Origin of the sequence: Stutzerimonas frequens (assembly GCF_024448335.1) — a bacterium.
GTDB classification, from domain to species: Bacteria; Pseudomonadota; Gammaproteobacteria; order Pseudomonadales; family Pseudomonadaceae; genus Stutzerimonas; species Stutzerimonas frequens.
Map to the genome: position 1 here is coordinate 200,433 of NZ_JAMOHM010000007.1, position 23,610 is coordinate 224,042.

Annotated in this window: 22 protein-coding genes; 9 read left to right on the top strand and 13 right to left on the bottom strand. The window is 63.0% G+C overall.

The window, feature by feature from the left end:
* Positions 1–31 precede the first annotated feature (31 nt).
* From NAO55_RS12340 to NAO55_RS12355, 4 genes are all read right to left on the bottom strand, one after another.
* The gene (locus NAO55_RS12340; protein WP_102838905.1) at positions 32–1,999 is read right to left on the bottom strand and encodes a dynamin family protein; all 1,968 of its coding nucleotides are present in this window, start codon (positions 1,997–1,999) and stop codon (positions 32–34) included.
* A 271-nt stretch (positions 2,000–2,270) separates the two neighbouring features.
* Positions 2,271–2,861, bottom strand: a complete 591-nt coding sequence (locus NAO55_RS12345; protein WP_102838904.1) for a YggT family protein — start codon at positions 2,859–2,861, stop codon at positions 2,271–2,273.
* Between the two features lie 9 nt (positions 2,862–2,870).
* Positions 2,871–3,695 (bottom strand): pyrroline-5-carboxylate reductase, encoded by an 825-nt coding sequence (gene proC / locus NAO55_RS12350; RefSeq protein WP_102838903.1) that lies wholly within the window; start codon positions 3,693–3,695, stop codon positions 2,871–2,873.
* Between the two features lie 10 nt (positions 3,696–3,705).
* The gene (locus tag NAO55_RS12355; RefSeq protein WP_102838902.1) at positions 3,706–4,395 is read right to left on the bottom strand and encodes a YggS family pyridoxal phosphate-dependent enzyme; all 690 of its coding nucleotides are present in this window, start codon (positions 4,393–4,395) and stop codon (positions 3,706–3,708) included.
* A 66-nt stretch (positions 4,396–4,461) separates the two neighbouring features.
* On the opposite strand from NAO55_RS12355, the gene pilT reads away from it, so the two are divergent.
* Both pilT and NAO55_RS12365 read left to right on the top strand, forming a co-directional pair.
* Positions 4,462–5,496, top strand: coding sequence for a type IV pilus twitching motility protein PilT (pilT, locus tag NAO55_RS12360; RefSeq protein ID WP_017245436.1), 1,035 nt, complete (start codon positions 4,462–4,464; stop codon positions 5,494–5,496).
* A gap of 60 nt (positions 5,497–5,556) precedes the next feature.
* Positions 5,557–6,702: a PilT/PilU family type 4a pilus ATPase gene (locus tag NAO55_RS12365; protein ID WP_026006585.1), complete on the top strand. Its 1,146-nt coding sequence runs from the start codon at positions 5,557–5,559 to the stop codon at positions 6,700–6,702.
* A 6-nt stretch (positions 6,703–6,708) separates the two neighbouring features.
* Here the strand turns inward: NAO55_RS12365 and NAO55_RS12370 are convergent, their stop codons facing one another.
* Both NAO55_RS12370 and NAO55_RS12375 read right to left on the bottom strand, forming a co-directional pair.
* Positions 6,709–7,533 carry a TIGR03915 family putative DNA repair protein gene (locus NAO55_RS12370; RefSeq protein ID WP_102838901.1) on the bottom strand — a complete coding sequence of 275 codons (825 nt, stop codon included), beginning with the start codon at positions 7,531–7,533 and terminating at the stop codon, positions 6,709–6,711.
* On the bottom strand, positions 7,533–8,747 hold the full coding sequence (locus NAO55_RS12375; RefSeq protein WP_102838900.1) for a putative DNA modification/repair radical SAM protein: 1,215 nt from the start codon (positions 8,745–8,747) through the stop codon (positions 7,533–7,535). Before NAO55_RS12375 ends, NAO55_RS12370 begins: the two co-directional genes overlap by 1 nt.
* A 132-nt stretch (positions 8,748–8,879) precedes the next feature.
* Here NAO55_RS12375 and NAO55_RS12380 point away from each other — a divergent pair, with 132 nt between their 5' ends.
* Positions 8,880–9,275 (top strand): NINE protein, encoded by a 396-nt coding sequence (locus NAO55_RS12380; RefSeq protein ID WP_017245432.1) that lies wholly within the window; start codon positions 8,880–8,882, stop codon positions 9,273–9,275.
* 57 nt (positions 9,276–9,332) lie between these two features.
* On the opposite strand, the gene NAO55_RS12385 is transcribed toward NAO55_RS12380, so the two are convergent.
* The 7 genes from NAO55_RS12385 to gshB all read right to left on the bottom strand — a co-directional run bounded on the left by NAO55_RS12385 (position 9,333) and on the right by gshB (position 15,289).
* Positions 9,333–10,607, bottom strand: coding sequence for a dihydroorotase (locus NAO55_RS12385; RefSeq protein ID WP_102838899.1), 1,275 nt, complete (start codon positions 10,605–10,607; stop codon positions 9,333–9,335).
* Positions 10,607–11,623, bottom strand: a complete 1,017-nt coding sequence (locus NAO55_RS12390; protein ID WP_017245430.1) for an aspartate carbamoyltransferase catalytic subunit — start codon at positions 11,621–11,623, stop codon at positions 10,607–10,609. The genes NAO55_RS12385 and NAO55_RS12390 overlap by 1 nt, the downstream gene beginning before the upstream one ends.
* A gap of 58 nt (positions 11,624–11,681) precedes the next feature.
* Positions 11,682–12,197 (bottom strand): bifunctional pyr operon transcriptional regulator/uracil phosphoribosyltransferase PyrR, encoded by a 516-nt coding sequence (pyrR, locus tag NAO55_RS12395; RefSeq protein ID WP_102838898.1) that lies wholly within the window; start codon positions 12,195–12,197, stop codon positions 11,682–11,684.
* Between the two features lie 21 nt (positions 12,198–12,218).
* Entirely contained in the window at positions 12,219–12,647 is a 429-nt protein-coding gene (gene ruvX, locus NAO55_RS12400) for a Holliday junction resolvase RuvX (protein WP_017245428.1), read from the bottom strand.
* A complete protein-coding gene (locus NAO55_RS12405; protein WP_102838897.1) occupies positions 12,644–13,213 on the bottom strand; it encodes a YqgE/AlgH family protein in 570 nt (189 codons plus the stop codon). Before NAO55_RS12405 ends, ruvX begins: the two co-directional genes overlap by 4 nt.
* A 144-nt stretch (positions 13,214–13,357) precedes the next feature.
* The gene (locus NAO55_RS12410) at positions 13,358–14,251 is read right to left on the bottom strand and encodes an energy transducer TonB (RefSeq protein WP_102838896.1); all 894 of its coding nucleotides are present in this window, start codon (positions 14,249–14,251) and stop codon (positions 13,358–13,360) included.
* An 87-nt stretch (positions 14,252–14,338) separates the two neighbouring features.
* Positions 14,339–15,289 (bottom strand): glutathione synthase, encoded by a 951-nt coding sequence (gshB, locus tag NAO55_RS12415; protein WP_102838895.1) that lies wholly within the window; start codon positions 15,287–15,289, stop codon positions 14,339–14,341.
* 235 nt (positions 15,290–15,524) lie between these two features.
* Between gshB and pilG the strand changes: the two genes are divergently transcribed.
* The 6 genes from pilG to NAO55_RS12445 all read left to right on the top strand — a co-directional run.
* The gene (pilG, locus tag NAO55_RS12420; protein ID WP_003282729.1) at positions 15,525–15,932 is read left to right on the top strand and encodes a twitching motility response regulator PilG; all 408 of its coding nucleotides are present in this window, start codon (positions 15,525–15,527) and stop codon (positions 15,930–15,932) included.
* A 43-nt stretch (positions 15,933–15,975) separates the two neighbouring features.
* Complete coding sequence (pilH, locus tag NAO55_RS12425; RefSeq protein WP_003297216.1) at positions 15,976–16,341, top strand: twitching motility response regulator PilH; 366 nt, start codon at positions 15,976–15,978, stop codon at positions 16,339–16,341.
* A 41-nt stretch (positions 16,342–16,382) separates the two neighbouring features.
* The gene (locus tag NAO55_RS12430; protein WP_017245424.1) at positions 16,383–16,919 is read left to right on the top strand and encodes a chemotaxis protein CheW; all 537 of its coding nucleotides are present in this window, start codon (positions 16,383–16,385) and stop codon (positions 16,917–16,919) included.
* 76 nt (positions 16,920–16,995) lie between these two features.
* Positions 16,996–19,044 (top strand): methyl-accepting chemotaxis protein, encoded by a 2,049-nt coding sequence (locus NAO55_RS12435; protein ID WP_102838894.1) that lies wholly within the window; start codon positions 16,996–16,998, stop codon positions 19,042–19,044.
* Between the two features lie 61 nt (positions 19,045–19,105).
* Entirely contained in the window at positions 19,106–19,972 is an 867-nt protein-coding gene (locus NAO55_RS12440; RefSeq protein WP_102838893.1) for a CheR family methyltransferase, read from the top strand.
* An 11-nt stretch (positions 19,973–19,983) separates the two neighbouring features.
* Positions 19,984–23,610: FimL-related protein (locus NAO55_RS12445; RefSeq protein WP_305123891.1), on the top strand; the 3,627-nt coding region annotated here is incomplete at its 3' end.

Here is a 23,610-nt window from a genome sequence, read left to right on the forward strand (position 1 = left end):
CCTCGCTGGCTGCGATGAAATGGCGGGAGCTTTAGCTGATCTGCGCGTTGGTCAGGCTGACGACCTTGCCCTGCCGCCGTAGCGGCGCCGGTCGGCGCAACGCACGGAGCATTTCCGTGGCCTGCGCCAGTTGTTGCTCCAGTTCGCCGCTGTAGCGGGTCAGCAGCTGGCCGCGCTGGCTGTTCTGCTGGCTTTCGCTGGCCAGCGACTTGAGCTTCAGGATGTGGGTTTCCAGCTGTTGCTTGTGTTCGAGCGAGTACTGCAACAGTGGCATCAGGGCCTCGCCAGCCCACTGTTCGGCCTCCTGGCGCAAACGCTGGTGCAGACCGATGACTTCCTGGACCAGGGTGGCGAAAAAGCGCCGGGTCAGGGTGCGCTGCTCGGTGAGCAGGGTCTTGAGTTGCAGGCGGAACTGATCGGCCTTGGTTTGCAGGGTATGCAGCTCGCGCTGGTAAGGCTGCAACTGGAACAGAGGCGGGTCGATGCCGTGCAACGGATTTTCTTCGTTGTGCCGACGATAGATGGCCGAGACCATCTTGTTGGCACGTTCGGCCTCCTGCTCGAGGATTCCCAGGTCCTGCTCCACGGAGCGGAAGAAGTGCAGGATCGCCAGGTTGATGCCCAGCGTGGTCAGGCTGCCGGTCAGGCTGCGGCGCAGGCGGGTCAGATGCTCTTCGAGGCGCTCGGCACGTATCGCCGTACGCAACAGGTCCCCCTGACGTTGCAGCAGGCGCTGGTTGGTCTTCAGATCGAGCAGGCGCTTGTGGTGACGATTATGGTCGTGGCGGGTGCGCGCGGTGAGCTCGAGCAGCATCTGCCCGCTGCCCATCTGATGGCTGGCGAGCAGGTCGCGCTGCTCGATGACCTTTTCCAGGCGCAGGCGGAGCGTGTGCTGGCTGTTCTGCAGCAAGGCCAGCACCTGATGCACGACCTGTTCCTCGAGCAGCTGTTCCTTGTGCGTCAGGATTCGCTGGCTGAGCAGGCGTTCCAGCTGCTCCAGCTGGCTGCGCTCGAGCAGTGCCTGGTCGCCGCGGATCTTGGCCATCAGCGCCTGCTTGGCCGACAGCGGCATCACGTCAGCCGGGTCGATGCCCAGCTGCTGCGCGGTGCTCTGGCGGATCTGCTCGATGGCGTTCTGCACGAAGTCTTCGCCGGCGACGTCGTCCCAGAGCACGTCGATCTTGTTCAGCACGGCGAAAAGACTGTTCTGCGTGTCTTCGTCGAGCTGACGGATGTGCTGCTGCCAGATCTGCATGTCGCTGGCGGTGACACCGGCGTCAGCCGACAGCAGGAATATGATCGCCTGGGCATTGGGCAGCATTGACAGGGTGAGTTCCGGCTCGCTGCCCAGCGCATTGAGTCCGGGGGTATCGAGAATGCGCAGGCCCTGACGCAGCAGCGGGTGATCGAAGTTGACCATTGCATGTCGCCAGGCCGGCACCCGTACATGATCGCTGCCGTCCGCGCTTTCCAGGGTGGCGGGGTCGAAGCCGAGCTGGATCGCCTGCTCCGCCGGCATGGCCTTGGTCAGTGCGACCTGGGCAAAGGCTTCGGCCATGTTGTCCGGGTCCTGCGGGTCGAGGGGCAGGTGCAGCCACAATCGCGGGGTCCGCTTGAGTTGGGCGATGCTGGTGTCTTCCAGGCGCGACTCGATGGGCAGGAGGCGGATATAGGAGCGCTCCGAGCGCGGGTCGAAGAACAGCTCGGTGGGGCACATGGTGGTGCGCCCGGCGCGCGAAGGCAGGATGCGTTGGCCGTAGTTGGAAAAGAACAGGCTGTTGATCAGCTCGGTCTTGCCGCGCGAGTACTCGCCGACGAAAGCCAGTGTGATGTGGTCGGTACGCAGGACCCGCAAGGCGCGTTCCAGGCGGGCATCGACCGCTTCGCTGTTGAGGCGGTTGTGTGCCAGCCAGCTGCGGTAGCGGGTGATCTCGCGGATCAGGTCGCGCTTCCAGGTGACGTAGGCATCCACTTGTCGATCGAGTCGTTCCATGCTCATCCAGCTCCTGGACGTATGTCCGGCGATTATCGGGCCCGCCGGCATGACGTCAATTCAGTCGGAGCCTGCTACGCCGGACGGGCGAGCAGGGCGCACGAACGGTCATCGCAGGGCTCGAAGGCGTGTCGATGTACTCGTTCACATCTCCGCATTCAGCAGGCGAGGCAGGATGGAAACAACCGAGCGAATGGAGTCTACGTGCAGCCAGGCGGCAAGCCGAGGCGCATTTCCGCCCCCGCTGCCGCTTTGACAGCAAATCTTGAACGGTGTCTCAGATGAGCATGCGCAGGATGTTCGGCATGTGGGTCATCGTCGCCAAGTTGTTCACCACCAGCATGTCCAGCAGCTTGATCGCCAGGAAGGCGAAGATCGGCGAAATATCCAGACCGCCGAGGTTCGGCAGCAGGCGGCGGAACGGCATCAGCACCGGTTCGCAGATCTGGCTGACCAGCTGAGCGCCGGGGTTGTGGCTGCCCGGTGCGACCCAGGAGAGGATCACGCTGATGATCAGCGCCCAGAAGAAAATATTGAGGAACAGCCCGGTGATGCCCACCAGCGCCCAGACAAGGAGTAGCAGCGGATTGCCGGTGGTGCCGTAGGCGATCAGCAGGATCAGCGCCATCAGCACCATTTGCACGGTGATCGCGAGGACCAGCGAGGACAGGTCCAGCGAGCCCATGCTAGGAATGATTCGGCGCATCGGGCGCAGTAGCGGATGGGTGGCCTTGACGATGAACTGGCTGAGCGGGTTGTAGAAGTCGGCGCGTACCAGCTGAAGGATGAAGCGCAGCAGCACGATCAGCAGATAGAGGCTGCCCAGGGTCTGGATGACGAGAATCAGGGCTTGCGAGAGTTGGGACATGAATGCTCCTTATTGACCCAGTTGTTCGGCCAGCTCGGCCGAGCGCTGTGCGGCCGCGTTCAACGCCTGCTGCACTAATTGCTCGAAGCCGCCCGCCTGGAAGGCTTTGATCGCCGCTTCGGTGGTTCCGTTCGGCGAGGTGACGCGACGCCGCAGTTCGGCGGCATCGACATCGCTCTCGCAAGCCATGCGCGCAGCGCCCAGCGCGGTCTGCAGGGTCAATTGCGCGGCGGTTTCGCGAGGCAGGCCGAGCTGCTGGCCGGCCGCCGTCATCGCCTCGATCAGCAGGAAGAAATAGGCCGGACCACTGCCGGAAACGGCGGTCACCGCATCGATCAGGTGCTCCTCGTCGAGCCACAGCGACATGCCGACGGCTGACAGCAGCTGTTCGGCCTGCCGCTTCTGCTCGGCGCTGACCTGGGCGTTGGCGAACAGCCCGCTGACGCCCTGGCGCAGCAGCGCGGGGGTGTTGGGCATGCAGCGCACGATCGCCTGCGGTCGCGGGCCGAGCCAGCGCTGCAAGCTGTCACAGCTGATGCCGGCGGCGATGGACACGATCAGCGGCCCATGTTCGAGGTGGGCGGCCAGGTCGCGGCAGACGGCCTGCATCATCTGCGGCTTGACCGACAGCACCACCACATCGGCGCCAGCCAGTGCTTCGGCATTCTGCGCGAAGGTCTGGATACCGTGTTCGGCGCTGATCTTCGCGCGCTGTTCGGCGCCGGGGTCGCTGGCGCGGATGGCGTCGGCGGGGAAGCCCTGGGCGCGCAGGCCGCCGATCAGGCTGGCGGCCATGTTGCCGGCGCCGATGAAGGCGATGCGGGGAGTGGTCATAGCAATTCCTTTATTGAGGGCGGCCGTAGTCACGAGCGCCGAAGAGAGCGGTGCCGATGCGAACCCAGGTCGCACCTTCGGCAATGGCCGCTTCGAGATCCTGGCTCATGCCCATGGACAGCGTATCCAGGTCCAGTGCCAGCTCGTCGCGCAACAGCCGCAGGCGGGCGAAGGCAGCGCGCTGCTCGGCAGGGTCCTCAGTGGGGGCCGGGATGCACATCAGGCCGCGCAGACGCAGCTGAGGCATCGCAGCGACGGCCTCGGCCAGCGGCCCTAACTCCTGCGGAGTACAACCCGATTTGCTGGCCTCGCCACTGAGATTGACCTGCAGGCAGACGTTCAGTGGCGGCAGCGTGGCGGGGCGCTGGTCGGACAAGCGTTGGGCGATCTTCAAGCGGTCCACCGAATGCACCCAGTCGAAGTGCTCGGCGATGGCTTTGGTCTTGTTCGACTGGATGGGACCGATGAAATGCCAGATCAATGGCAGGTCGTCCAGTTCGACCTGTTTATCCAGCGCTTCCTGTAGATAGTTCTCGCCGAAATCGCGCAGACCGGCAGCGAACGCCTCGCGAATGGCGGCGGCTGGCTGGGTCTTGCTCACGGCCAGCAGGCCGACCGTGGCAGCGTCGCGATGCACAGCTTGCGCCGCCTCACGGATGCGCGCTGCGACCTTTGCAATATTCTTCTCTATCGTGGACATTACTTGCGCCCGCTGCCTTGGGGTCTGCGCGGCATTCTACCTGCTTGCTTGTAATTGGGGAGTCCCATGGATATCACAGAACTGCTGGCCTTCAGCGCCAAGCAGGGTGCGTCGGATTTGCACCTTTCCGCCGGCCTGCCGCCGATGATCCGCGTCGATGGCGACGTGCGGCGCATCAACCTGCCGGCCATGGACCACAAGCAGGTGCATGCGCTGATCTACGACATCATGAACGACAAGCAGCGCAAGGATTACGAGGAATTCCTCGAAACCGACTTCTCGTTCGAGGTGCCGGGCGTGGCGCGGTTCCGCGTCAACGCGTTCAATCAGAACCGCGGATCGGGCGCGGTGTTCCGGACCATTCCTTCCAAGGTGCTGACCATGGAAGACCTCAACATGGGCGAGGTCTTCCGCAAGATCACCGACGTGCCGCGCGGGTTGGTGCTGGTCACCGGGCCGACCGGTTCGGGTAAGTCGACTACCCTGGCGGCGATGCTCGACTATCTAAACAACACCAAATACCACCATATCCTTACCATCGAAGACCCCATCGAATTCGTTCACGAATCGAAGAAATGCCTGGTCAACCAGCGCGAGGTACACCGCGATACCCTCGGCTTCTCCGAAGCCCTGCGCTCGGCCCTGCGTGAGGACCCGGACATCATCCTGGTCGGCGAGATGCGCGACCTGGAAACCATCCGCCTGGCGCTGACGGCCGCGGAAACCGGTCACCTGGTGTTCGGCACCCTGCACACCACCTCGGCCGCCAAGACCATTGACCGTGTGGTCGACGTGTTCCCGGCCGAAGAGAAGTCCATGGTCCGCTCGATGCTCTCCGAATCCCTGCAGGCTGTGATCTCGCAGACGCTGCTGAAGAAAGTTGGTGGCGGTCGCGTGGCGGCCCACGAGATCATGATCGGTACGCCGGCGATCCGTAACCTGATCCGCGAGGACAAGGTGGCGCAGATGTACTCGGCGATCCAGACCGGCGGTTCGCTGGGCATGCAGACCCTGGACATGTGTCTCAAGGGGCTACTGGCCAAGGGCCTGATCAGCCGCGACAGCGCGCGCGAGAAGGCCAAGCAGCCAGAGAATTTCTAGAACGCCTGACAACCCCGGACGCCGCTCGGTGCGGCGCTTGCCACGATTGCGAGTATGACGATGGAATTCGAGAAACTTCTGCGCCTGATGGTGGAAAAGGGCGGCTCCGATCTGTTCATCACGGCGGGCGTGCCGCCCTCGATGAAGGTCAACGGCAAGATCATGCCGGTGAGCAAGACCGCCATGTCACCGGAGATGACCCGGGAAACCGTGCACGGCGTGATGAACGAGCAGCAGCGTCGCGAGTTCACCGAAAATCACGAATGCAACTTCGCCATCAGTGCCCGTGGGATCGGTCGCTTCCGTGTCAGTGCGTTCTATCAGCGCAACCTGGCCGGCATGGTGCTGCGTCGCATCGAGACCAACATTCCGACAATCGAAGAGCTGAAGCTGCCTGACGTTCTCAAGAAGCTGTCGATGACCAAGCGTGGTCTGGTGCTGTTCGTCGGCGCCACCGGCACTGGCAAGTCGACCTCGCTGGCCTCGATGATCGGCTACCGCAACAAGAACTCCAGCGGCCACATCATCTCCATCGAAGACCCGATCGAATTCATCCACCAGCATCAGAACTGCATCGTTACCCAGCGCGAAGTCGGCATCGATACCAGCTCTTTCGAGGTGGCACTGAAGAACACGCTGCGCCAGGCGCCGGACGTGATTCTCATCGGCGAGATTCGTACCCGCGAGACAATGGACTATGCCGTAGCGTTCGCCGAAACCGGACACCTGTGCCTGGCCACGCTGCACGCCAACAACGCCAACCAGGCGCTGGACCGCATCATCAACTTCTTCCCACCGGATCGGCACAACCAGGTCTGGATGGATCTGTCGCTCAACCTCAAGGCCATCGTCGCCCAGCAGCTGGTGCCGACCCCGGACGGCAAGGGTCGTCGTGCGGTGATCGAGGTGCTGATCAATACGCCGCTGGCGGCCGACCTGATCCGCAAGGGCGAGGTGCACGAGCTGAAATCGCTGATGAAGCGCTCCACCGAGCTGGGCATGCAGACCTTCGACCAAGCGCTGTACAACCTCTATGTGCAGGGCGAGATCACCTACGAAGATGCGCTGTTGCACGCCGACTCGGCCAACGACCTGCGGCTGTTAATCAAGCTGGGTTCGGAAACCGACGGCGAGCACCTGACCACCGTTTCGCAGGGGTTGAGTCTGGAGGTCAGCGACGACGATCCGGGTCGGCGCTTCCGTTAATCGACCTTAGCCCGGTCGCCGGCCGATGCGCTTGCCATGCCGGCCAGCCACGCGCTCGGCCTGGCCGTCACGCTGCGCACCGGCGCGTGCGCGGCTCATCAACTCGGGAATCAGCATGCCTTCGGGCAGGTTCTTCCAGAACCGCACCGGCAGGTTGCTTTCCATCACGCTGCGGTTCAGTCGGGCCGGGTTGAAGGTGCTTTCGTAATACGTCTTCCAGAGTTCGCCGCCGGGATCGGCAGCGTTCTGCGCCAGCTGCTGCCACTGTGGTGGACAGGGTCGGGTGTAGTACAGCTCCTGGCCATCCCAGCAAACACCTTCTTCCGGTGTCGCGATCATCCAGCTGTTCTCACCCATGCGCTCGGCGAAATGCCCTGCCGCCCATGGCAGCACGTCGTGCGCCGGCTCGAACCAAGCCACATGCCGAGGCCCATCGCCGCTCTCCAGCGGGCTGAAGCGCAGGAAGGCATGCAGATGGTGCGCCTCCCGCCGAACCGCCTTGATCCGGCTATGCAGCTCGCTGCCATCGGCATCGCCTGCCATTCTGGCGCTGGCGTCACCTTGGGCAACCCGCCAGAGCACGCGATACAGCAGGCTCCAGCGCTGATCGGTGCGAAAGCGGGCGGCCATCTCCAGCTCTTCGAGCAGCTGGCGGGGGATCCGAATGCGCGGCCCATCCGTGGCCGCTGACGCGGACATTGGCTCATCGAACAAGCCGGCGTCACCGCCGCTTGCCCAGTTCAATTCATGCGGCGCGATCCGCTCCTGCAGCAGCGCCCGCGCTGCGTCTCGCCAGCCCTGGAAGCTGCCGTCGAAGTGCACCGTGCGCATCACCAGAGCGCCATCTGCGTCGGCGTGCCATCGCGCAGGTGCTGCCGCAATGCCGCCGATTCCTGCCCGGCGAGGCTGGGTCGATAGTCCTGGGTGACGATGAACGGCTTGGCCTTCTCCAGCGAGCAGCGCAGGCGGGTCAGGTCCTCGAAACGGATGCGCTTGTGTCGCCGCAGGTCCACCAGGCGCTTGGCACTGAGCACGCCGATGCCGGGAACGCGGGCGATCATGGTCGGTTCGGCACGGTTGAGATCGATCGGGAAATGTTCCCGGTTAGCCAACGCCCAGGCCAGCTTCGGGTCCACATCGAGGGCCAGGTTGCCGGGCCCGCTGAGCAATTCGCCGGCCGAGAAGCCGTAGCCGCGCATGAGAAAGTCCGCCTGGTACAGCCGATGCTCGCGCAACAGGGGCGGCGCGGCGAACGGTACGGTCTTCGGACTGTGCGGGATGGGGCTGAACGCCGAGTAGTAGACACGCCGCAAGCGGTAGTCGCCATAGAGGGACTGTGCGGTATGCAGAATGGTGCGGTCGTCGGTGTCATCGGCGCCGACGATCATCTGCGTGCTCTGCCCGGCAGGCGCGAAGCGCGGCGCGCGCTTCTCCGTGCTCGCCTCGGCCTCGCCCTGGTGAATGGTGTGCATGGCCTGCTTGATGGTCAGCACCTGCTTCTCCGGCGCCAGGCGGATCAGGCTGGTCTCGGTCGGCAGTTCGATATTAACGCTGAGCCGATCGGCGTAGCGGCCGGCCTCGGCGATCAGCAATGGGTCGGCATCGGGAATCGTCTTCAGGTGGATGTAGCCGCGAAACTCGTGCTCGTCGCGCAGCAGTCTGGCGACGCGCACCAGCTGCTCCATGGTGTAGTCGGCCGAGCGGATGATGCCTGAGCTGAGGAACAGGCCGCTGATGCAGTTGCGCCGGTAGAAATCCAGCGTCAGCTCGACCACCTCCTCCGGCGTGAAGCGCGCGCGTGGCACGTCGCTGGAGCGTCGATTGACGCAATACTGGCAGTCGTACAGGCAGAAGTTGGTCAACAGAATCTTCAACAGCGACACGCACCGACCGTCCGGGGTGAAGCTGTGGCAGATGCCCATGCCGTTGGTGGCGCCAAGCCCGCGCTTACCTTTGGAGGAGCGCTTCGGCGTGCCGCTGCTGGCGCACGACACGTCGTACTTGGCGGCGTCGGCGAGTACGCTGAGTTTGTCGATCAGCTGCATGATCCGGCTCGTGATACTGTTTGCATATACAGTATCACGACGAATCGAACCGGCAAGAGCCATCTGGCGGGGCTCTTCGATGGGCTTTCGGATAAGCTGGAGACCACTCATCAATCGCACATCGAGGTTCGGATGCAGCAGAACACTCACAGCACGCTGATCGGCTATCTCCTATGGATCTTCGGCTTTCTCGGCTCCCATCGCTTCTACTATGGCAAGCCGATCACCGGCACCATCTGGTTCTTCACCCTTGGGCTGTTCTTCATCGGCTGGATCATCGACCTGTTCCTGATCCCGTCGATGGATCGTGAAGCGGATCTGCGCTTTCAGCCGGGGCCTATCGATTACACGGTGGGCTGGATCCTGCTGACCTTCCTGGGCGTCTTCGGCGTGCACCGCATGTACCAAGGCAAGTGGATCACCGGCATCCTCTACCTGTTCACCGGCGGGCTGTTCTTCATCGGCGTGCTCTATGACTTCTGGACGCTGAACACACAGATATCGGAGCGTAATCGCGCGCGGGTCTGACGCCGGCCGAGAAGCTACGGGCCGGGGCGAGCGAGCCGCCGCCCCGGCCACCGGCGTTCAGGCCTGGTAGCTGATGTGGCCGTCGACGAGCGTGTAGCGCACCGAGCCCGGCAGGCAGTGGCCCATGAATGGGCAGTTGCGACCTTTCGAGTACCAGCTTTCGCCGACTAGGGTCGAGCGGTGCGGATCGAACAACACCAGGTCGGCGGCCTGACCGGCCTGCAGCGTGCCGGTTGACAGCTGCAGCGCGGCGGCGGGGCCGCTGCTGAGGCGCGCCAGCAGGGTCGGCAGGTCGAGCAGGCCATCGTCCACCAGCGTCATCGCCAGCGGCAGGAGTATCTCCGCGCTGCTGATGCCTGCTTCGGTCTCGCCGAACGGTGCCAGTTTGGCATCGGCTTCGTGCGGTTGATGGTGGCTCGAAATCGCCGAGATCACGCCCGCCCTGACCGCCTCGCGCAGGCCATCGCGATCCGCCGCGCTGCGCAGCGGCGGCTGCACGTGGTACAGGCTGGAGAAGCCGTGCAACGCTTCGTCGGTGAGTATCAGCTGATACATTGCCACGTCGGCCGTGACCGGCAACCCGCGGGCCTGGGCCTGGGCGATCATCTCCGCGCCACGCGCGCTGGTCAGCTGGGCGAAGTGCGCGCGCACACCGGAACGCTCCACCAATAGCAGGTTGCGCGCCAGCGCCACGGTTTCCGCGGTCTCGGGAATGCCGGAGAGGCCGAGGAAACTCGCGGCCGCGCCTTCATGAGCGAGGCCGCCTTCGGCGAGGTCGCTGTCCTGGGAATGGAGGATCACCGTCAGATCGAAGGTGGCGGCGTACTCCAGGGCGCGGCGCAGGTTGCGGTTGCTGGCGAATTCGGTGAGGCCGTTGCCGAAGGCGACGCAGCCGGCTTCACGCAATGCGACCAGTTCGGACAGCTGTTCCCCGGCCAGGCCGCGGGTCAGCGCGCCGATGGGAAAAACTTTGGCGTGCCCCGATTCGCGGGCGCGGTCGAGGATCAGTTCGGCCACCGCCGCGGTATCCAGTATCGGCCGTGTCTGCGGCGGGCAACACAGGCTGGTGATTCCGCCGGCTGCGGCGGCCAGGGTCTCGCTGGCGATGCTGCCCTTGCGGCTGTAGCCGGGTTCGCGCAGTGCCACGGACAGATCGACCAGTCCCGGGGCGGCAATCAGCCCCTGCGCATCGATGCTGCGCTGGGCCTCGAAGCCGGCTGGCGCCTGGCCGATGGCCGTGATCCTGCCGTCCTGCAGGAAGATATCGGCGACTTCGTCGCGCCCGCTGCTGGGGTCGATAACGCGCGCGCCGAGGATTCTTGTTGCCACCATCACTGCTGCTCCTCGGAAACGGACTCGGAATCGATCTGACGCTGCGCGGTCTGGCCGCTCATCGCCATGGACAGCACGGCCATGCGGATGGCGATGCCGTAGGTAACCTGATTGAGAATGACCGACTGCGCCCCGTCGGCCACCGCGGACTCGATCTCCACGCCGCGGTTGATCGGCCCTGGGTGCATGACGATGGCATCCGGCTTGGCCAGTTCAAGACGTTGAGTGTTCAGGCCGTAGAGTTTGTAGAACTCGCCTTCGCTGGGCAGTAGGCCGCCCTGCATGCGCTCGCGCTGCAGGCGCAGCATGATCACCACGTCGACATCGCGCATCCCTTCGTTCATATCGGTGAATACGCGTACGCCGTATTGCTCGATGCCCTCGGGCAGCAGGGTTTTCGGCGCGATCACGCGGATATCGGGGCAGCCCAGGGTGCGCAGGGCCAGCATGTTCGAGCGGGCCACCCGCGAATGCAGGATGTCGCCGACGATGGCCACCGAGAGGTTCTCGAAACCGCCCTTGTGTCGGCGAATGGTGAGCATGTCGAGCATGCCCTGGGTCGGGTGGGCATGGCGCCCATCGCCGCCATTGATCACCGCCACCTCGGGGCAGACATGTTCGGCGATGAAATGCGCGGCCCCGGAATCGGCATGGCGCACCACGAACATGTCCGCGGCCATGGCCTCGAGATTGCGCAGGGTATCGGTCAGGGTCTCGCCCTTGCTGGTCGAGGAGGTGGAGACGTTGAGCGTAATGACGTCCGCCGAGAGTCGCTGTGCCGCCAGTTCGAACGTGGTGCGGGTACGCGTGGAATTCTCGAAGAACACGTTGCAGACGGTCTTGCCGCGCAGCAGCGGGACCTTTTTCACCGCCCGCGCGCCGACCTCGAGGAAGGAGTCGGCAGTGTCCAGGATCTCGGTGAGCAGCTCGCGGGGCAGGCCGTCGAGGGAGAGAAAGTGGCGCAGCTGGCCTTGGTCGTTCAGCTGTAGCGGGCGCTTGGCGTCAGTGGGCGTCATCGCAGGTCTCGGTGGGCGGCGGGTGATGGACGATGGGTTCGGGGTTCGGCAGGCTCGCTCAGGACGGGTGGGCTTCCAGCAGCTGAGGTTCCAGTGCCAGCGGCGCTGGCCCGAGCAGCTTGATGCGCTGTTCCGGTGCCAGCGACAGGGTGGCACCGACCACGTCGGGGCGGATCGGCAGTTCGCGGGCGTTGAGGTCGAGCAGGCAGACGAGCGTCACGCTGGCCGGCCGTCCGTAGTCGAACAGCTCGTTCAGTGCGGCGCGGATGGTGCGGCCGGTCATCAGTACGTCATCGACCACCACCAGATGCTGGCCTTCGATCTCGAACGGCAGCTCGGAGGGCTGTACCTGCGGGTGTAGGCCTTTCTGGATGAAGTCGTCGCGATAGAAGGACACGTCGAGGATGCCGAGCGGTTCGTGCTGCCCGCGGGCTTCGAGCAGCGCCTGGGCGACCCAGACGCCGCCGGTACGAATGCCGATGAAGCGCGGCTGCTGGATATCGCGTTCGCTCAGATGCTGCGCCAATGCGGCGGCCATCTCGGGTAGAAGCTGTTCGGGGTTGGGCAGGATCATGGGGTCTCCTTCAGGGCTGGCTCAGACGGCGGCGTGATCGTTCAGCCAGCCTTCCAGCAGTAGTGCGGCGGCCAGGGCATCGACCGGGCGCTCACGATAGCCGCCGTGCTGGCCCTGACGCAGGCGCTCGCCCTTGGCTTCGAATGTGGTCAGGCGTTCGTCGTGGGTGTGCACCGGCAGGCTGAAGCGACCGCTGAGGCGTCGGGCGAACTTCTCCGCCCGAGCACTCATGTCGCTGGGACTGCCGTCCATGTTCAGTGGCAAGCCGACCACCAGTGCGTCGGGCTGCCATTCGCGTAGCAGTGCTTCGATCTGCTGCCAGTCCGGCACACCGTTCTGAGCCTTGAGTACGCAGAGCTCGCGCGCCTGCCCGGTGATGGCCTGGCCAACAGCCACGCCGATCTGCTTGGTGCCGTAATCGAACCCGAGCAGCAGTCGCGGGGCGCTCATGCGTGGCCGACCTGGGTGCTGAGCAGGCGCAGATCGACCCCGAGGGACGCTGCGGCTGCGTTCAGGCGCTGATCGTAAGGCAGGTCGAACAGAATGTCCGGATCGGCGGCACAGCTCAGCCAGGTATTGTCTGCCAGCTCCGCTTCCAGCTGACCGGCCTCCCACCCTGCATAGCCCAGGGCGACGAAGTGGCGCTGAGGTCCCTGGCCGTCGGCGATCGCGAAGAGCACGTCCTGTGATGTCGACATGCCAAGCGGGCCGAGCGAAAGGGTGGCCTGGAATTGCTGCTCCGGCGAATGCAGGACGAAGCCGCGATCGGTCTGTACCGGGCCGCCAGAAAAGATCGGCAGGTTTTCACACAGGGGGGGAACCGGCTCGTCGGGGCGTAGCTGTTCGAGTATGTCGGCCAGGCTCAGTCCGCTTGGGCGGTTGATGATCAGGCCCATGGCGCCTTCTGCGCCGTGCTCGATCAGGTAGATCAGCGTCTGGGCGAAGTTCGGATCGGCCATCTGTGGCATGGCGATCAGGAAGTGGTGCTTGAGGTAGCTGGGCGCGGTGCTTTTCATGCGCGTTAGCTTAAGCGTTGCACCGCATTCCGGCTACAGCTTCGAGGGTTACCAAGCGTGGCGATTCGCCCCTGTTGCAGGGCTGCGGCAAGCTCCGAACGGGACGCATCAGTGCTTGACGAGGCCTCCGGCGGGACGGGCGGCTCAGCGGCTAGAAAGCCTATCGCCCCGTTCGAAGCGCCAGGTGCGGATGATCTCGACCTGGTCGAATTTCTGCGCCAGTTCGCCGGTGAACGGCGCAAAGGGTGCCGCCAAGCGAACAATGCGCAGTGCTGCGTCGTCGAGTACCGGTTGACCGGACGATTCGATTACCCGCAATTCCTGAACGGTGCCGTCCCGGTTGATGGTCACCAGCATGCGCAGGCTGCCATATATCTGCTGGCGACGCGCCTCGTCCGGATAGTTGAGATTGCCGATGCGTTCGACCTTCTTGCGCCATTCGTCGCGGTACCAGGCGCTGATGTCGCGCATGGTGGCCGCACTGTTCTGCCGGCTGACGCGGGGTCGCTTGGCGTAGCGCTCCACATCCTGCGCCAGCTCTGCTTCGAGGCTGGCGATCTCGGCGCTCAGTTGCGAGCTGTCGAATGCCGGCGCCGGCTGGGCCTTGGGTTGTGGCTGGGTTTGCTGTTTGACCTCGGCTTTTTCCGGCTGGCGACTGCGAGTGGTTACCACGGTCTTGGCCGGCGCCGGGCTAGTGCTCTGTGGTGGCGCCGCTGGCGGCGTTACCTTGCGCACTTCGGTGTCTTGGAAAGGGGCCTGTTCGGTGGTCTTCGGCGAAGCCTTGTGCTCCAGCGTGCCGCTGCCCAGCTGATTATCCTGGGCGAGGAAGTCGGCATCCTTCGGCTTCTCTTCGCTCTTGAATGTCGACAGCGTGATCTCGAGCGTCTTGCTGATCTGCTTCGGCTCCGACAGCGTGAATCCAAGGCCGAGGATCAATGCCAGGTGCAAGGCTGCAGCGAGAAACAGCGTGAAGCCGAGCCTGTCCGCCGGACGGGCACGGGTGGTTTCAGGCGCAGGTTGGCGAATAGCAGCGTTCATCGCAGGTCAGGTCGGCTCGAAGTGCCGCGCAGTCTGCCGGCTTTGAGCTTGGAGTCGCAAGCGCCAAGCTCAAAGCTGTTAGCTGGTTCAAGCTTGCAGCTTGCTCGCGATGGCATCCATCAGGCGCTCGCCGATGCGGGTGTCGAAGGCGTTGTCGATTTCCCGGATACAGGTCGGGCTGGTGATGTTGATTTCGGTGAGGTAATCGCCGATGACATCCAGGCCGACAAACAACAGGCCGCGCGCGCGCAGCTGTGGCCCGACGATCGCTGTGATTTCGCGATCGCGATCCGACAGAGGCTGCGCCACGCCGCGTCCGCCGGCGGCCAGATTGCCGCGGGTCTCGCCGGCGGCCGGGATCCGAGCGAGGCAGTACGGCACCGGCTCGCCGTCGATCATCAGGATGCGCTTGTCGCCGTCTTTGATCGCGGGGATATAGCGCTGAGCCATGATCTGCCGGCCGCCATGCTCGGTCAGCACTTCGAGGATCACCGACAGGTTCGGATCGCCTTCACGATGGCGGAAGATCGAGGCGCCGCCCATCTCGTCAAGGGGTTTGAGAATGATGTCACGGTGCTCCCGAGCGAACTCGCGGAGAATGTCGGCGCGCCGGCTGACCAGGGTCGGTGGCGTGCACTGTGGAAACTGCGTGGCGAAGAACTTCTCGTTGCAGTCGCGCAGGCTCTGCGGGCGGTTGACCACCAGCGTTCCGGCTTTCTCTGCCAGCTCCAGCAGGTAGGTGGCGTAGACGTACTCGCTATTGAACGGCGGGTCCTTGCGCATGAGGATGACGTCGAGCTCGCCTAGCGCCGAGTCGAACTCGTCGCCTGTTTCGAACCATTTCTGTGGGTCGTTGAACACTCGAAGCGGACACATGCGCGCGCGCGCCTGGTCGCCGAGCTGGTAAAGGTCTCGTTGTTCCATGTAGAACAGCGTCCAGCCTCGCGCCTGGGCAGCAAGCAGCATGGCGAGCGAGCTGTCCTTTTTGAAGGCGATCTGCGCGATAGGGTCCATGATGATCCCGACGCGAACGGTCATGAGGTTTCTCCGGCATGGGGCAGCATCGCGCTGCTGGTGGCTCGATTGGTCGCTGCAGATTGGCCGTGGTTGTGCACTCGGTCAAGGAAAATTGGCATGCTTTTGCGGCTGATAGCATGGCCAGAAGGAGTGTGCTAAAAAGGTCCGGCGATTGGGTGCAGCCCATCGATGACAGGGCCTCCAGCGCACTGACATAACGATAAACTACGACTCACCGAGGCGATGGTAGGGCGAAATGGAACAGCACTCCGAGGGCTTGAAGGTCATGGTGATCGACGATTCGAAGACGATTCGTCGCACCGCTGAAACCCTGCTGAAGAAAGTAGGTTGCGATGTCATCACCGCTGTTGACGGTTTCGATGCGCTCGCCAAGATTGCAGATACTCATCCTCGTATCATCTTCGTCGATATTATGATGCCCAGGCTGGACGGCTATCAGACCTGTGCACTGATCAAGAACAACAGTTCCTTCAAGTCGACGCCGGTGATCATGCTGTCTTCCAAAGATGGCCTCTTCGACAAGGCGAAAGGGCGTATCGTCGGGTCCGATCAATACCTCACCAAGCCGTTCAGCAAAGAAGAGCTGCTAGGCGCAATCAAGGCGCACGTCCCTGATTTCGCGCCGGTGGAACAAGCATCCTGAAGTTCGGCATTGTTTGCCGCTGAAGCCTTCCTATGGAGAAATCATGGCTCGCGTTCTGATTGTTGATGATTCACCGACAGAAATGTACAAGCTCACCGCCATGCTGGAGAAGCACGGGCATGTGGTGCTCAAGGCCGAGAACGGGGCTGATGGTGTTGCTCTGGCTCGCCAGGAAAAACCGGATGCCGTGCTGATGGATATCGTCATGCCCGGGCTGAACGGATTCCAGGCCACGCGCCAGCTGACCAAAGATTCTGAAACCAGTCACATTCCGGTGATCATCGTTACCACCAAGGATCAGGAAACCGATAAGGTCTGGGGCAAGCGCCAGGGCGCCAAGGATTACCTGACCAAGCCAGTGGACGAGGCGACATTGCTGAAAACCCTGAATGCCGTTCTGGCGGGCTGACGCCGGGGTAGCCAACACTCGGACAAAGGGACGTGGCCAGCATGGCTGACATGCCAACGCCGTTTCAGCACCTGCTGGAGCTAGATAGACAATGCCGCATTCATGCGGCAGGCCTGCCTTCACAGCAGGAAGCCGTACAGACCTGGGGAGGGATCGGCTTCCGCATGGGTGGACGCCTGTTCGTCGCGCCGATGGGCGAGGTCAGCGAGATCCTGCACGAGCCGCGATATACCTTGTTGCCAGGCGTCAAGAGCTGGGTGAAGGGTGTGGCAAACGTTCGCGGCAGGCTGCTGCCGGTGATGGACCTGTGTGGCTATTTCGGGCTGGAGCTATCGGCCTTGCGCAAGCAGCGCAGGGTGTTGGTGGTAGACCATCAGGAAGTATTCGCCGGACTGACCGTCGACGAAGTGTTCGGCATGCAGCATTTTCCGGTAGAGGCCTTCTCGGAGGAGCTGCCACCGATCGAGGCGTCGATTCAACCGTTCATTCACGGTGTCTTCCAGCGCGAGCAACCCTGGCTGGTCTTCAGTCCGCACGCACTGGCTACGCATCAGGCGTTTCTAGACGTCGCTTATTAGTTGTAGGTGGGTCGACCTAGGTCGGCCTTTTGGTTCTTGGATGGAAGCGCACGGGGGTCCAGGCGGGGGCCGGATAATGAACAAGATGAATGCTAGTGCTTTGTTGAGCGGGGTGCGCAGCAATACGCTGATCACCGGCCTGTTTGTCGTATTGATCGTATCGATCGTGCTGTTGTTCGCGAACTTCGCGTACGTCAATACGCAGGCTGATCATGACAACGAGTACATCGCTCACGCGGGAGAGCTACGCGTACTGTCCCAGCAGATCGCCAAGGATGCCGTGGAAGCGGCGACGGGTACCCAGGAGGCGTTCGCGTCCCTGAAGCAGGCTCGTAACGAGTTCGAGCGACGTTGGGGGTATCTCGCCCAGGGTAACGAAAGCATCGGGCTGCCTGCGGTGCCCGAATCGCTGCGCGCCGAGGTCAATGCGGTGGAGCAGGACTGGAACACTCTGCGCCGTGACACGGACGCGATTCTTTCCAGCGAGCAGACGGTACTGTCTCTGCATCAGGTGGCCAGCACTCTCGCCGAAACCATCCCGCAGCTGCAGGTAGAGTACGAGGAGGTCGTCGATATTCTGCTTGAAAGCGGCGCGCCGGCTGCCCAGGTCTCGGTGGCCCAGCGTCAATCGCTGCTGGCCGAACGTATTCTCGGTTCGGTGAACAAGGTACTTTCCGGTGATCAGGACTCGGTTCAGGCAGCTGATATGTTCGGCCGGGACGCCAGCCTGTTCGGTCGCGTACTGAACGCGATGATCGAAGGCAACGTCGCCATGGGCATCAGTGCGGTGGCTGACGAAGAGGCACTGGACCGTCTTGCGGAGATCTCCGAGCTGTTCCAGTTCGTATCGGGTTCCGTGGACGAAATTCTGGAAACCTCGCCAGAGCTGTTCCAAGTCCGCGAGTCGGCAAACAGCATCTTCGAGGTTTCGCAGACGCTGCTGGACAAGACCTCTGCCCTTTCCCAAGGTTTGCAGAACCGTGCTGATGCACGTTATCTGAACACCATTATCGGTTACGTACTGGGTGCGCTTGCACTGGCATCGATCATCCTGATCGGCTTGGTAATGGTTCAGGAAACGCGTCGCCGCTTGAGCGAAACCGCCGAGAAGAACGAGCGCAACCAGGCGGCGATTCTGCGACTGCTCGATGAGATCGGTGACCTTGCTGACGGTGACTTGACGGTAGCCGCAACCGTAACCGAAGACTTCACTGGTGCGATCGCGGACTCGATCAACTACTCCATCGACCAGCTGCGCGATCTGGTAGCAACCATCAACCAGACGGCGGTACAGGTATCGGGCGCAGCCCAGGAGACCCAGGCGACGGCAATGCATCTTGCCGAAGCGTCCGAACACCAGGCACAGGAGATTGCCGGTGCGTCGGCGGCAATCAACGAGATGGCCGTTTCCATTGACCAGGTATCGGCAAACGCTGCGGAATCTTCCGCGGTAGCAGAACGCTCGGTAGCCATCGCCAACAAGGGCAACGAGGTCGTACACAACACCATTACCGGCATGGACAACATCCGTGAGCAGATTCAGGACACGTCCAAGCGGATCAAACGTCTCGGTGAGTCTTCCCAAGAGATCGGCGACATCGTAAGCCTGATCAACGACATTGCCGACCAGACCAACATCCTTGCACTCAACGCGGCGATCCAGGCCTCCATGGCGGGCGACGCGGGACGTGGCTTCGCGGTGGTTGCGGACGAAGTACAACGTCTGGCGGAACGTTCCTCCGCGGCAACCAAGCAGATCGAAGCGCTGGTCAAGACCATTCAGACCGACACCAACGAAGCGGTCATCTCGATGGAGCAGACCACTTCCGAGGTGGTCCGAGGTGCGCGCCTGGCACAGGACGCCGGGGTGGCACTGGAGGAGATCGAAAAGGTATCCAAGACCCTCGCGGCGCTTATCCAGAACATCTCCAACGCAGCTCGTCAGCAGGCTTCGTCTGCCGGTCACATTTCCAACACCATGAACGTGATCCAGGAGATCACCTCGCAGACCTCGTCGGGTACCACCGCTACGGCCAAGAGCATTGGTAATCTGGCCAAGATGGCCAACGAAATGCGCCATTCCGTTTCGGGCTTCACCCTGCCGGATACGCCGGATCAGGCCTGACTTGACGAGTGCGGCAGTCAAGTGATGGCTGCCGCCGAGGATCACGAGCGAGGGGCAGGGCATGCAGCCAAGGTTTGACTGGGCACTGGAGCCCTTGGCCGATATGTCGCCGGCGGAGTTCCATGACTGGCAGACGCTCCTCGAGGAGCGTTCCGGAATGGTCGTCAGCGAGCACAGACGCAGCTTCCTGCAGACCAATCTGAGCGCACGTATGCGTGAAGTCGGGGCGGCCGACTATGCCAGCTATTACCGGCAGGTCACTTCCGGCCCTCGCGGTGCAGTCGAGTGGTCGACCCTCATGGATCGCCTGACAGTGCAGGAGACGCGCTTCTTCCGCCATCCGGCTTCGTTCGCGCTGCTTGAGAGTCACCTGCGACACCGGCTGGATGAAGGCTCGCTCGCTCGCCCCCTGGCGCTTTGGAGCGTCGGCTGTGCAAGTGGAGAGGAAACCTATTCACTGGCGATGATCGCTGATCAGTTGCTGGCTGACAGCGACTCCGAACATGGCTTCGGTGTAACGGGAACCGATATCAGCCTGAATGCGCTAGCCAAGTGCCGTGCCGCAGTCTACGGCGCCCGCAGACTGGAACAGGTGACGCCAGCGTTGCGCGAGCGCTACTTCCAGCCTTCGGTCGACGATCGCTTTCAAGTCATCCCCGCCCTGGCCGCGCGAGTGTGCTTTGCGCGGCTCAATGTGCTGGAACTGGCGAATTCGCCGCTTTCCGGCATGGACGTCATTTTCTGTCAGAACCTGTTGATCTATTTCCGCCGCTGGCGCCGCAGAGAGATCCTCAATCGCTTGGCCGAGTGCCTGGCGCCGGGGGGATTGCTGGTGATTGGGGTCGGGGAAATAGTCGGTTGGCAGCATCCGGATCTGGTTCCGGTTGCCAACGGTCAGGTCCTGGCCTTTACCCGGAAAAGTTTATGAGCGGAGTCGCTATGGGTGATCGGCACGATTATGTCGCCCTGGAGTGGGTGAAAGGCGAGATTGCCGAAACGCTTAAGCAGGCGCGTCAGGCGCTGGAGGCGTTCGTCGAGAATCCGCAGGACTCGACTCGGATGCGCTTCTGCCTGACCTACGTACACCAGGTCCATGGCACTCTGCAGATGGTCGAGTTCTTCGGCGCGGCGCTGCTTGCAGAAGAAATGGAGCAGCTGGCAAGGGCCCTGCTGGAAGAGCGTGTGGCCAACCAGGGTGAAGCGCTCGAGGTCATGATGCAGGCCATCCTGCAGCTGCCGGCCTATCTGGACCGTATCCAGAGCGCGCGCCGTGATCTGCCGATGGTGGTCCTGCCGCTGCTCAACGACCTTCGCGCCGCGCGTGGCGAGAAACTGCTGTCGGAGACCAGCCTGTTTTCTCCAGATCTGTCGGGGCGGACGCCCGCGCTTTCGCAGGAGTCGGTGGAGCGTTTGCGCACCCAGGAGCTGCCAGCGTTGCTACGCAAACTGCGGCAGATGCTGCAGGTCGCTCTGGTCGGCGTCATTCGTAATCAGGACCTGCCGACCAACCTCGGTTACATGGCTCGGGTGTTTGCCCGTCTGGAAACCTTGTGCCAGAACGCACCGCTGGCTGCCCTGTGGCAGATTGCTTCGGGGATGGTCGAGGGGCTGGCCAGCGGCGGCGTGACCAACGGTACCTCGGTCCGCACCTTGCTGCGCCAGGTGGACAAGCAGCTAAAGCGGTTGGTTGAGGAGGGTGCCGATGGTTTAAATCAGGCTGCTCCGGACGAGCTGATCAAGAACCTGCTTTTCTACGTTGCCAAGGCGCCGGGGCAGACGCCTCGCATTCAGGCACTCAAGCAGCATTACCGTCTGGATGAAGCGCTGCCTGACAGCGCTGTCGTCGATCAGGAGCGGGCCCAGCTTGCCGGTCCCGACCGCGGTGCAATGCGCTCGGTGGTCGCGGCCCTCTGCGAAGAGTTGGTAAGGGTCAAGGACAGCCTCGACCTGTTCGTGCGCAGCGATCGCAAGGTCATCGCCGATCTCGCCAGCCTCGAGGTGCCGCTCAAGCAGATCGCCGATACCCTGGCCGTTCTCGGTTTCGCACAGCCGCGCAAGATCGTTCTCGATCAGATCGCCTTGGTCCAATCCATCGGCCAGGGGCTGCGTGCGCCGGATGACGCTGTGCTGATGGATATTGCCGGCGCGCTGTTGTACGTCGAGGCGACGCTGGCTGGCATGGTCGGGGGGCCGGCCGAAGAGCGTGGCGAAGAAAGCCACTTGCCCACGACCGATGTGGCACAGATTCATCAGTTGGTCATTCGTGAAGCGCGCAACGGCCTGGAGCAGGCGAAGGACGCGATCATCGAATTCATTGCTTCGCAGTGGAATCATGAGCATCTGGCGCGGGTGCCAGAGCTGCTGACCCAGGTCCGCGGCGGCCTGGCAATGATTCCGCTCGAGCGTGCCGCGGCACTGTTGCAGGCCTGTAACAGCTATATCCAGGATCAGCTGCTGGCGCGCCAGGCCGTGCCTGATTGGCAGAGTCTGGACACCTTGGCCGATGCGATCACCAGCGTCGAATACTACCTGGAGCGTCTGACCGAGGATTGCGGTACTCAGGGAGACCTGATCCTTGACGTCGCTGAGGAAAGCCTGCAGAACCTCGGTTATTCACTGGGCCGCACACAGCAGCCGATGGCCGCTCTGTCGCAGGTCGAAGCCACGCCTGACGAGACCCTCGACGAGATCGAGGTACTGTTGGAGGAGCCTGAGTCGCTCGACGAGGCCTTTGAGCCGATGTTGGACGACGGCGGCGTTGGGCACGAGTCGCAGGCTGATCGGTCGATGTCATCCGGCCAGGATTCGGTCCTGTCAGAAGACTTCGACTTGCTCGGCGGCGACACGCCTGCCGACGAGCAGATCGTTTTCAGCCTGCCCGAAGACGCCGGCGAGGCAATCTCCGACGATGTACCTGACGCCGTCGACGACGAAACCGCTTTGCAGCAGTGGAGCGAGGCGCAGATGGCCGACCTCGATCTGCCCGAGGTTGCGCTCCCCGATTATGCCGAGCCCGAGCCTGTCGAGAGCGCCCAAGCTGAGCCGCCGCTGAGCATCGAACAGGTCATGGCGGCGCCTGTCGCGGCGATCAATCCACCTGCGCAGGATGTTCCCCCGACCTTGCTACCGCCGCCGGCCGATGAGGAGCCGGTCGATGAAGACCTGCTCGAGGTCTTCATCGAGGAAGCCGCCGAAGTCCTGGAGACCATCGGCGAGTACCTGCCACGCTGGCTCGGTGATAATCAGGACAAGGATGCGCTGACCGAAGTTCGCCGTGCATTCCATACCCTGAAAGGCAGTGGTCGGATGGTCCGGGCGCTGGTTATCGGGGAGCTCGCCTGGTCCGTGGAAAACCTGCTCAATCGGGTCCTGGATCGCAGCATCGAAGTCTCCGACTCGGTTGGCCATGTGGTGAACGAGGTCGTCGCCCTGATGCCGGCTCTGGTTGAGGAGTTCGCAGCCAAGAATCAGCGCCAGCGGGATGATGTCGACCGCCTGGCTGCCGCCGCGCACGCGCTGGCCAAAGGCCAACCCGTCGCGCTGTCGCTTCCGTCGAACGAGCAGGCGGCTTCGACTGATGAGGTGCCACAGCAGGCTGCCCTGACGCAGCACGAAGATGCGCTGGACCCGCAGCTGCTGGAGATATTTCGTAACGAAGCAGAGTCGCACCTGACCACGCTGGTCAGTTTTCTGGCCGATTGCGCACAGCGTCTTCCGCAGCCGGTGACCGACGCCCTGCAGCGCGCGTTGCATACCCTCAAGGGCAGCGCTCATATGGCTGGCATCCTGCCTGTTGCGGAAATCGCGATGCCACTGGAAAAAATGGTCAAGGAGTTCAAGACCAACCTGATCCCCATGGATCTGGCAGAAGCTGAGCTGCTGCACGAGGCCGAGCTGCTATTGCGCCAGGGCCTGGCCAATCTCGATCACCAGCCGCTTGCTCCGATCGACGGTGCGGCCGAGTTCCTGGAAAAGGTGCATGCGCTGCACAAGGCGCGTCTGGCCGAAGCCGGCGCCCGTCAGCAGAACGATGCAGGCGAAGTGCGTGATCCCAACATGATTGCGCTGTTCCTGTCCGAGGGGATGGATATCCTGCTCGATGCCGAGGATTTGCTGCGCAGTTGGCGTAATCACCCCGCCGAGCGACAGGAGCTGACGGCACTGCTGGAAGAGCTGACGACGTTGGGTCAGGGCGCCAAGATGGCCGAGTTGCCGCAGATGGAAGCGCTGTGCCAGGTATTGCTACGGTTGTATGCCGTTGTCGAGGAAGGCCGGCTGGCGGTAAGTGAGCGCTTCTTCGACGATGTCGAGCAGGGCCACGAGGCACTGGTCGGCATGATGGATCAGGTCGCGGCTGCTTTGCAGGTAACGGAGCAGTCCGAGCTGGTGGCGCGACTCGAGGCGCTGCTCGCCGAGGCCGTCGATCCGCTGGCCATTGCGCGGCTGCCGGATCCTGAAACAGATGATGCAGAAAAGGCGGTGGCCCCGATAGGCTCGCCAGCCGAAGCCGAAGCCGAAGCCGAAGCCGAAGCCGAAGCCGAAGCCGAAGCCGAAGCCGAAGCCGAA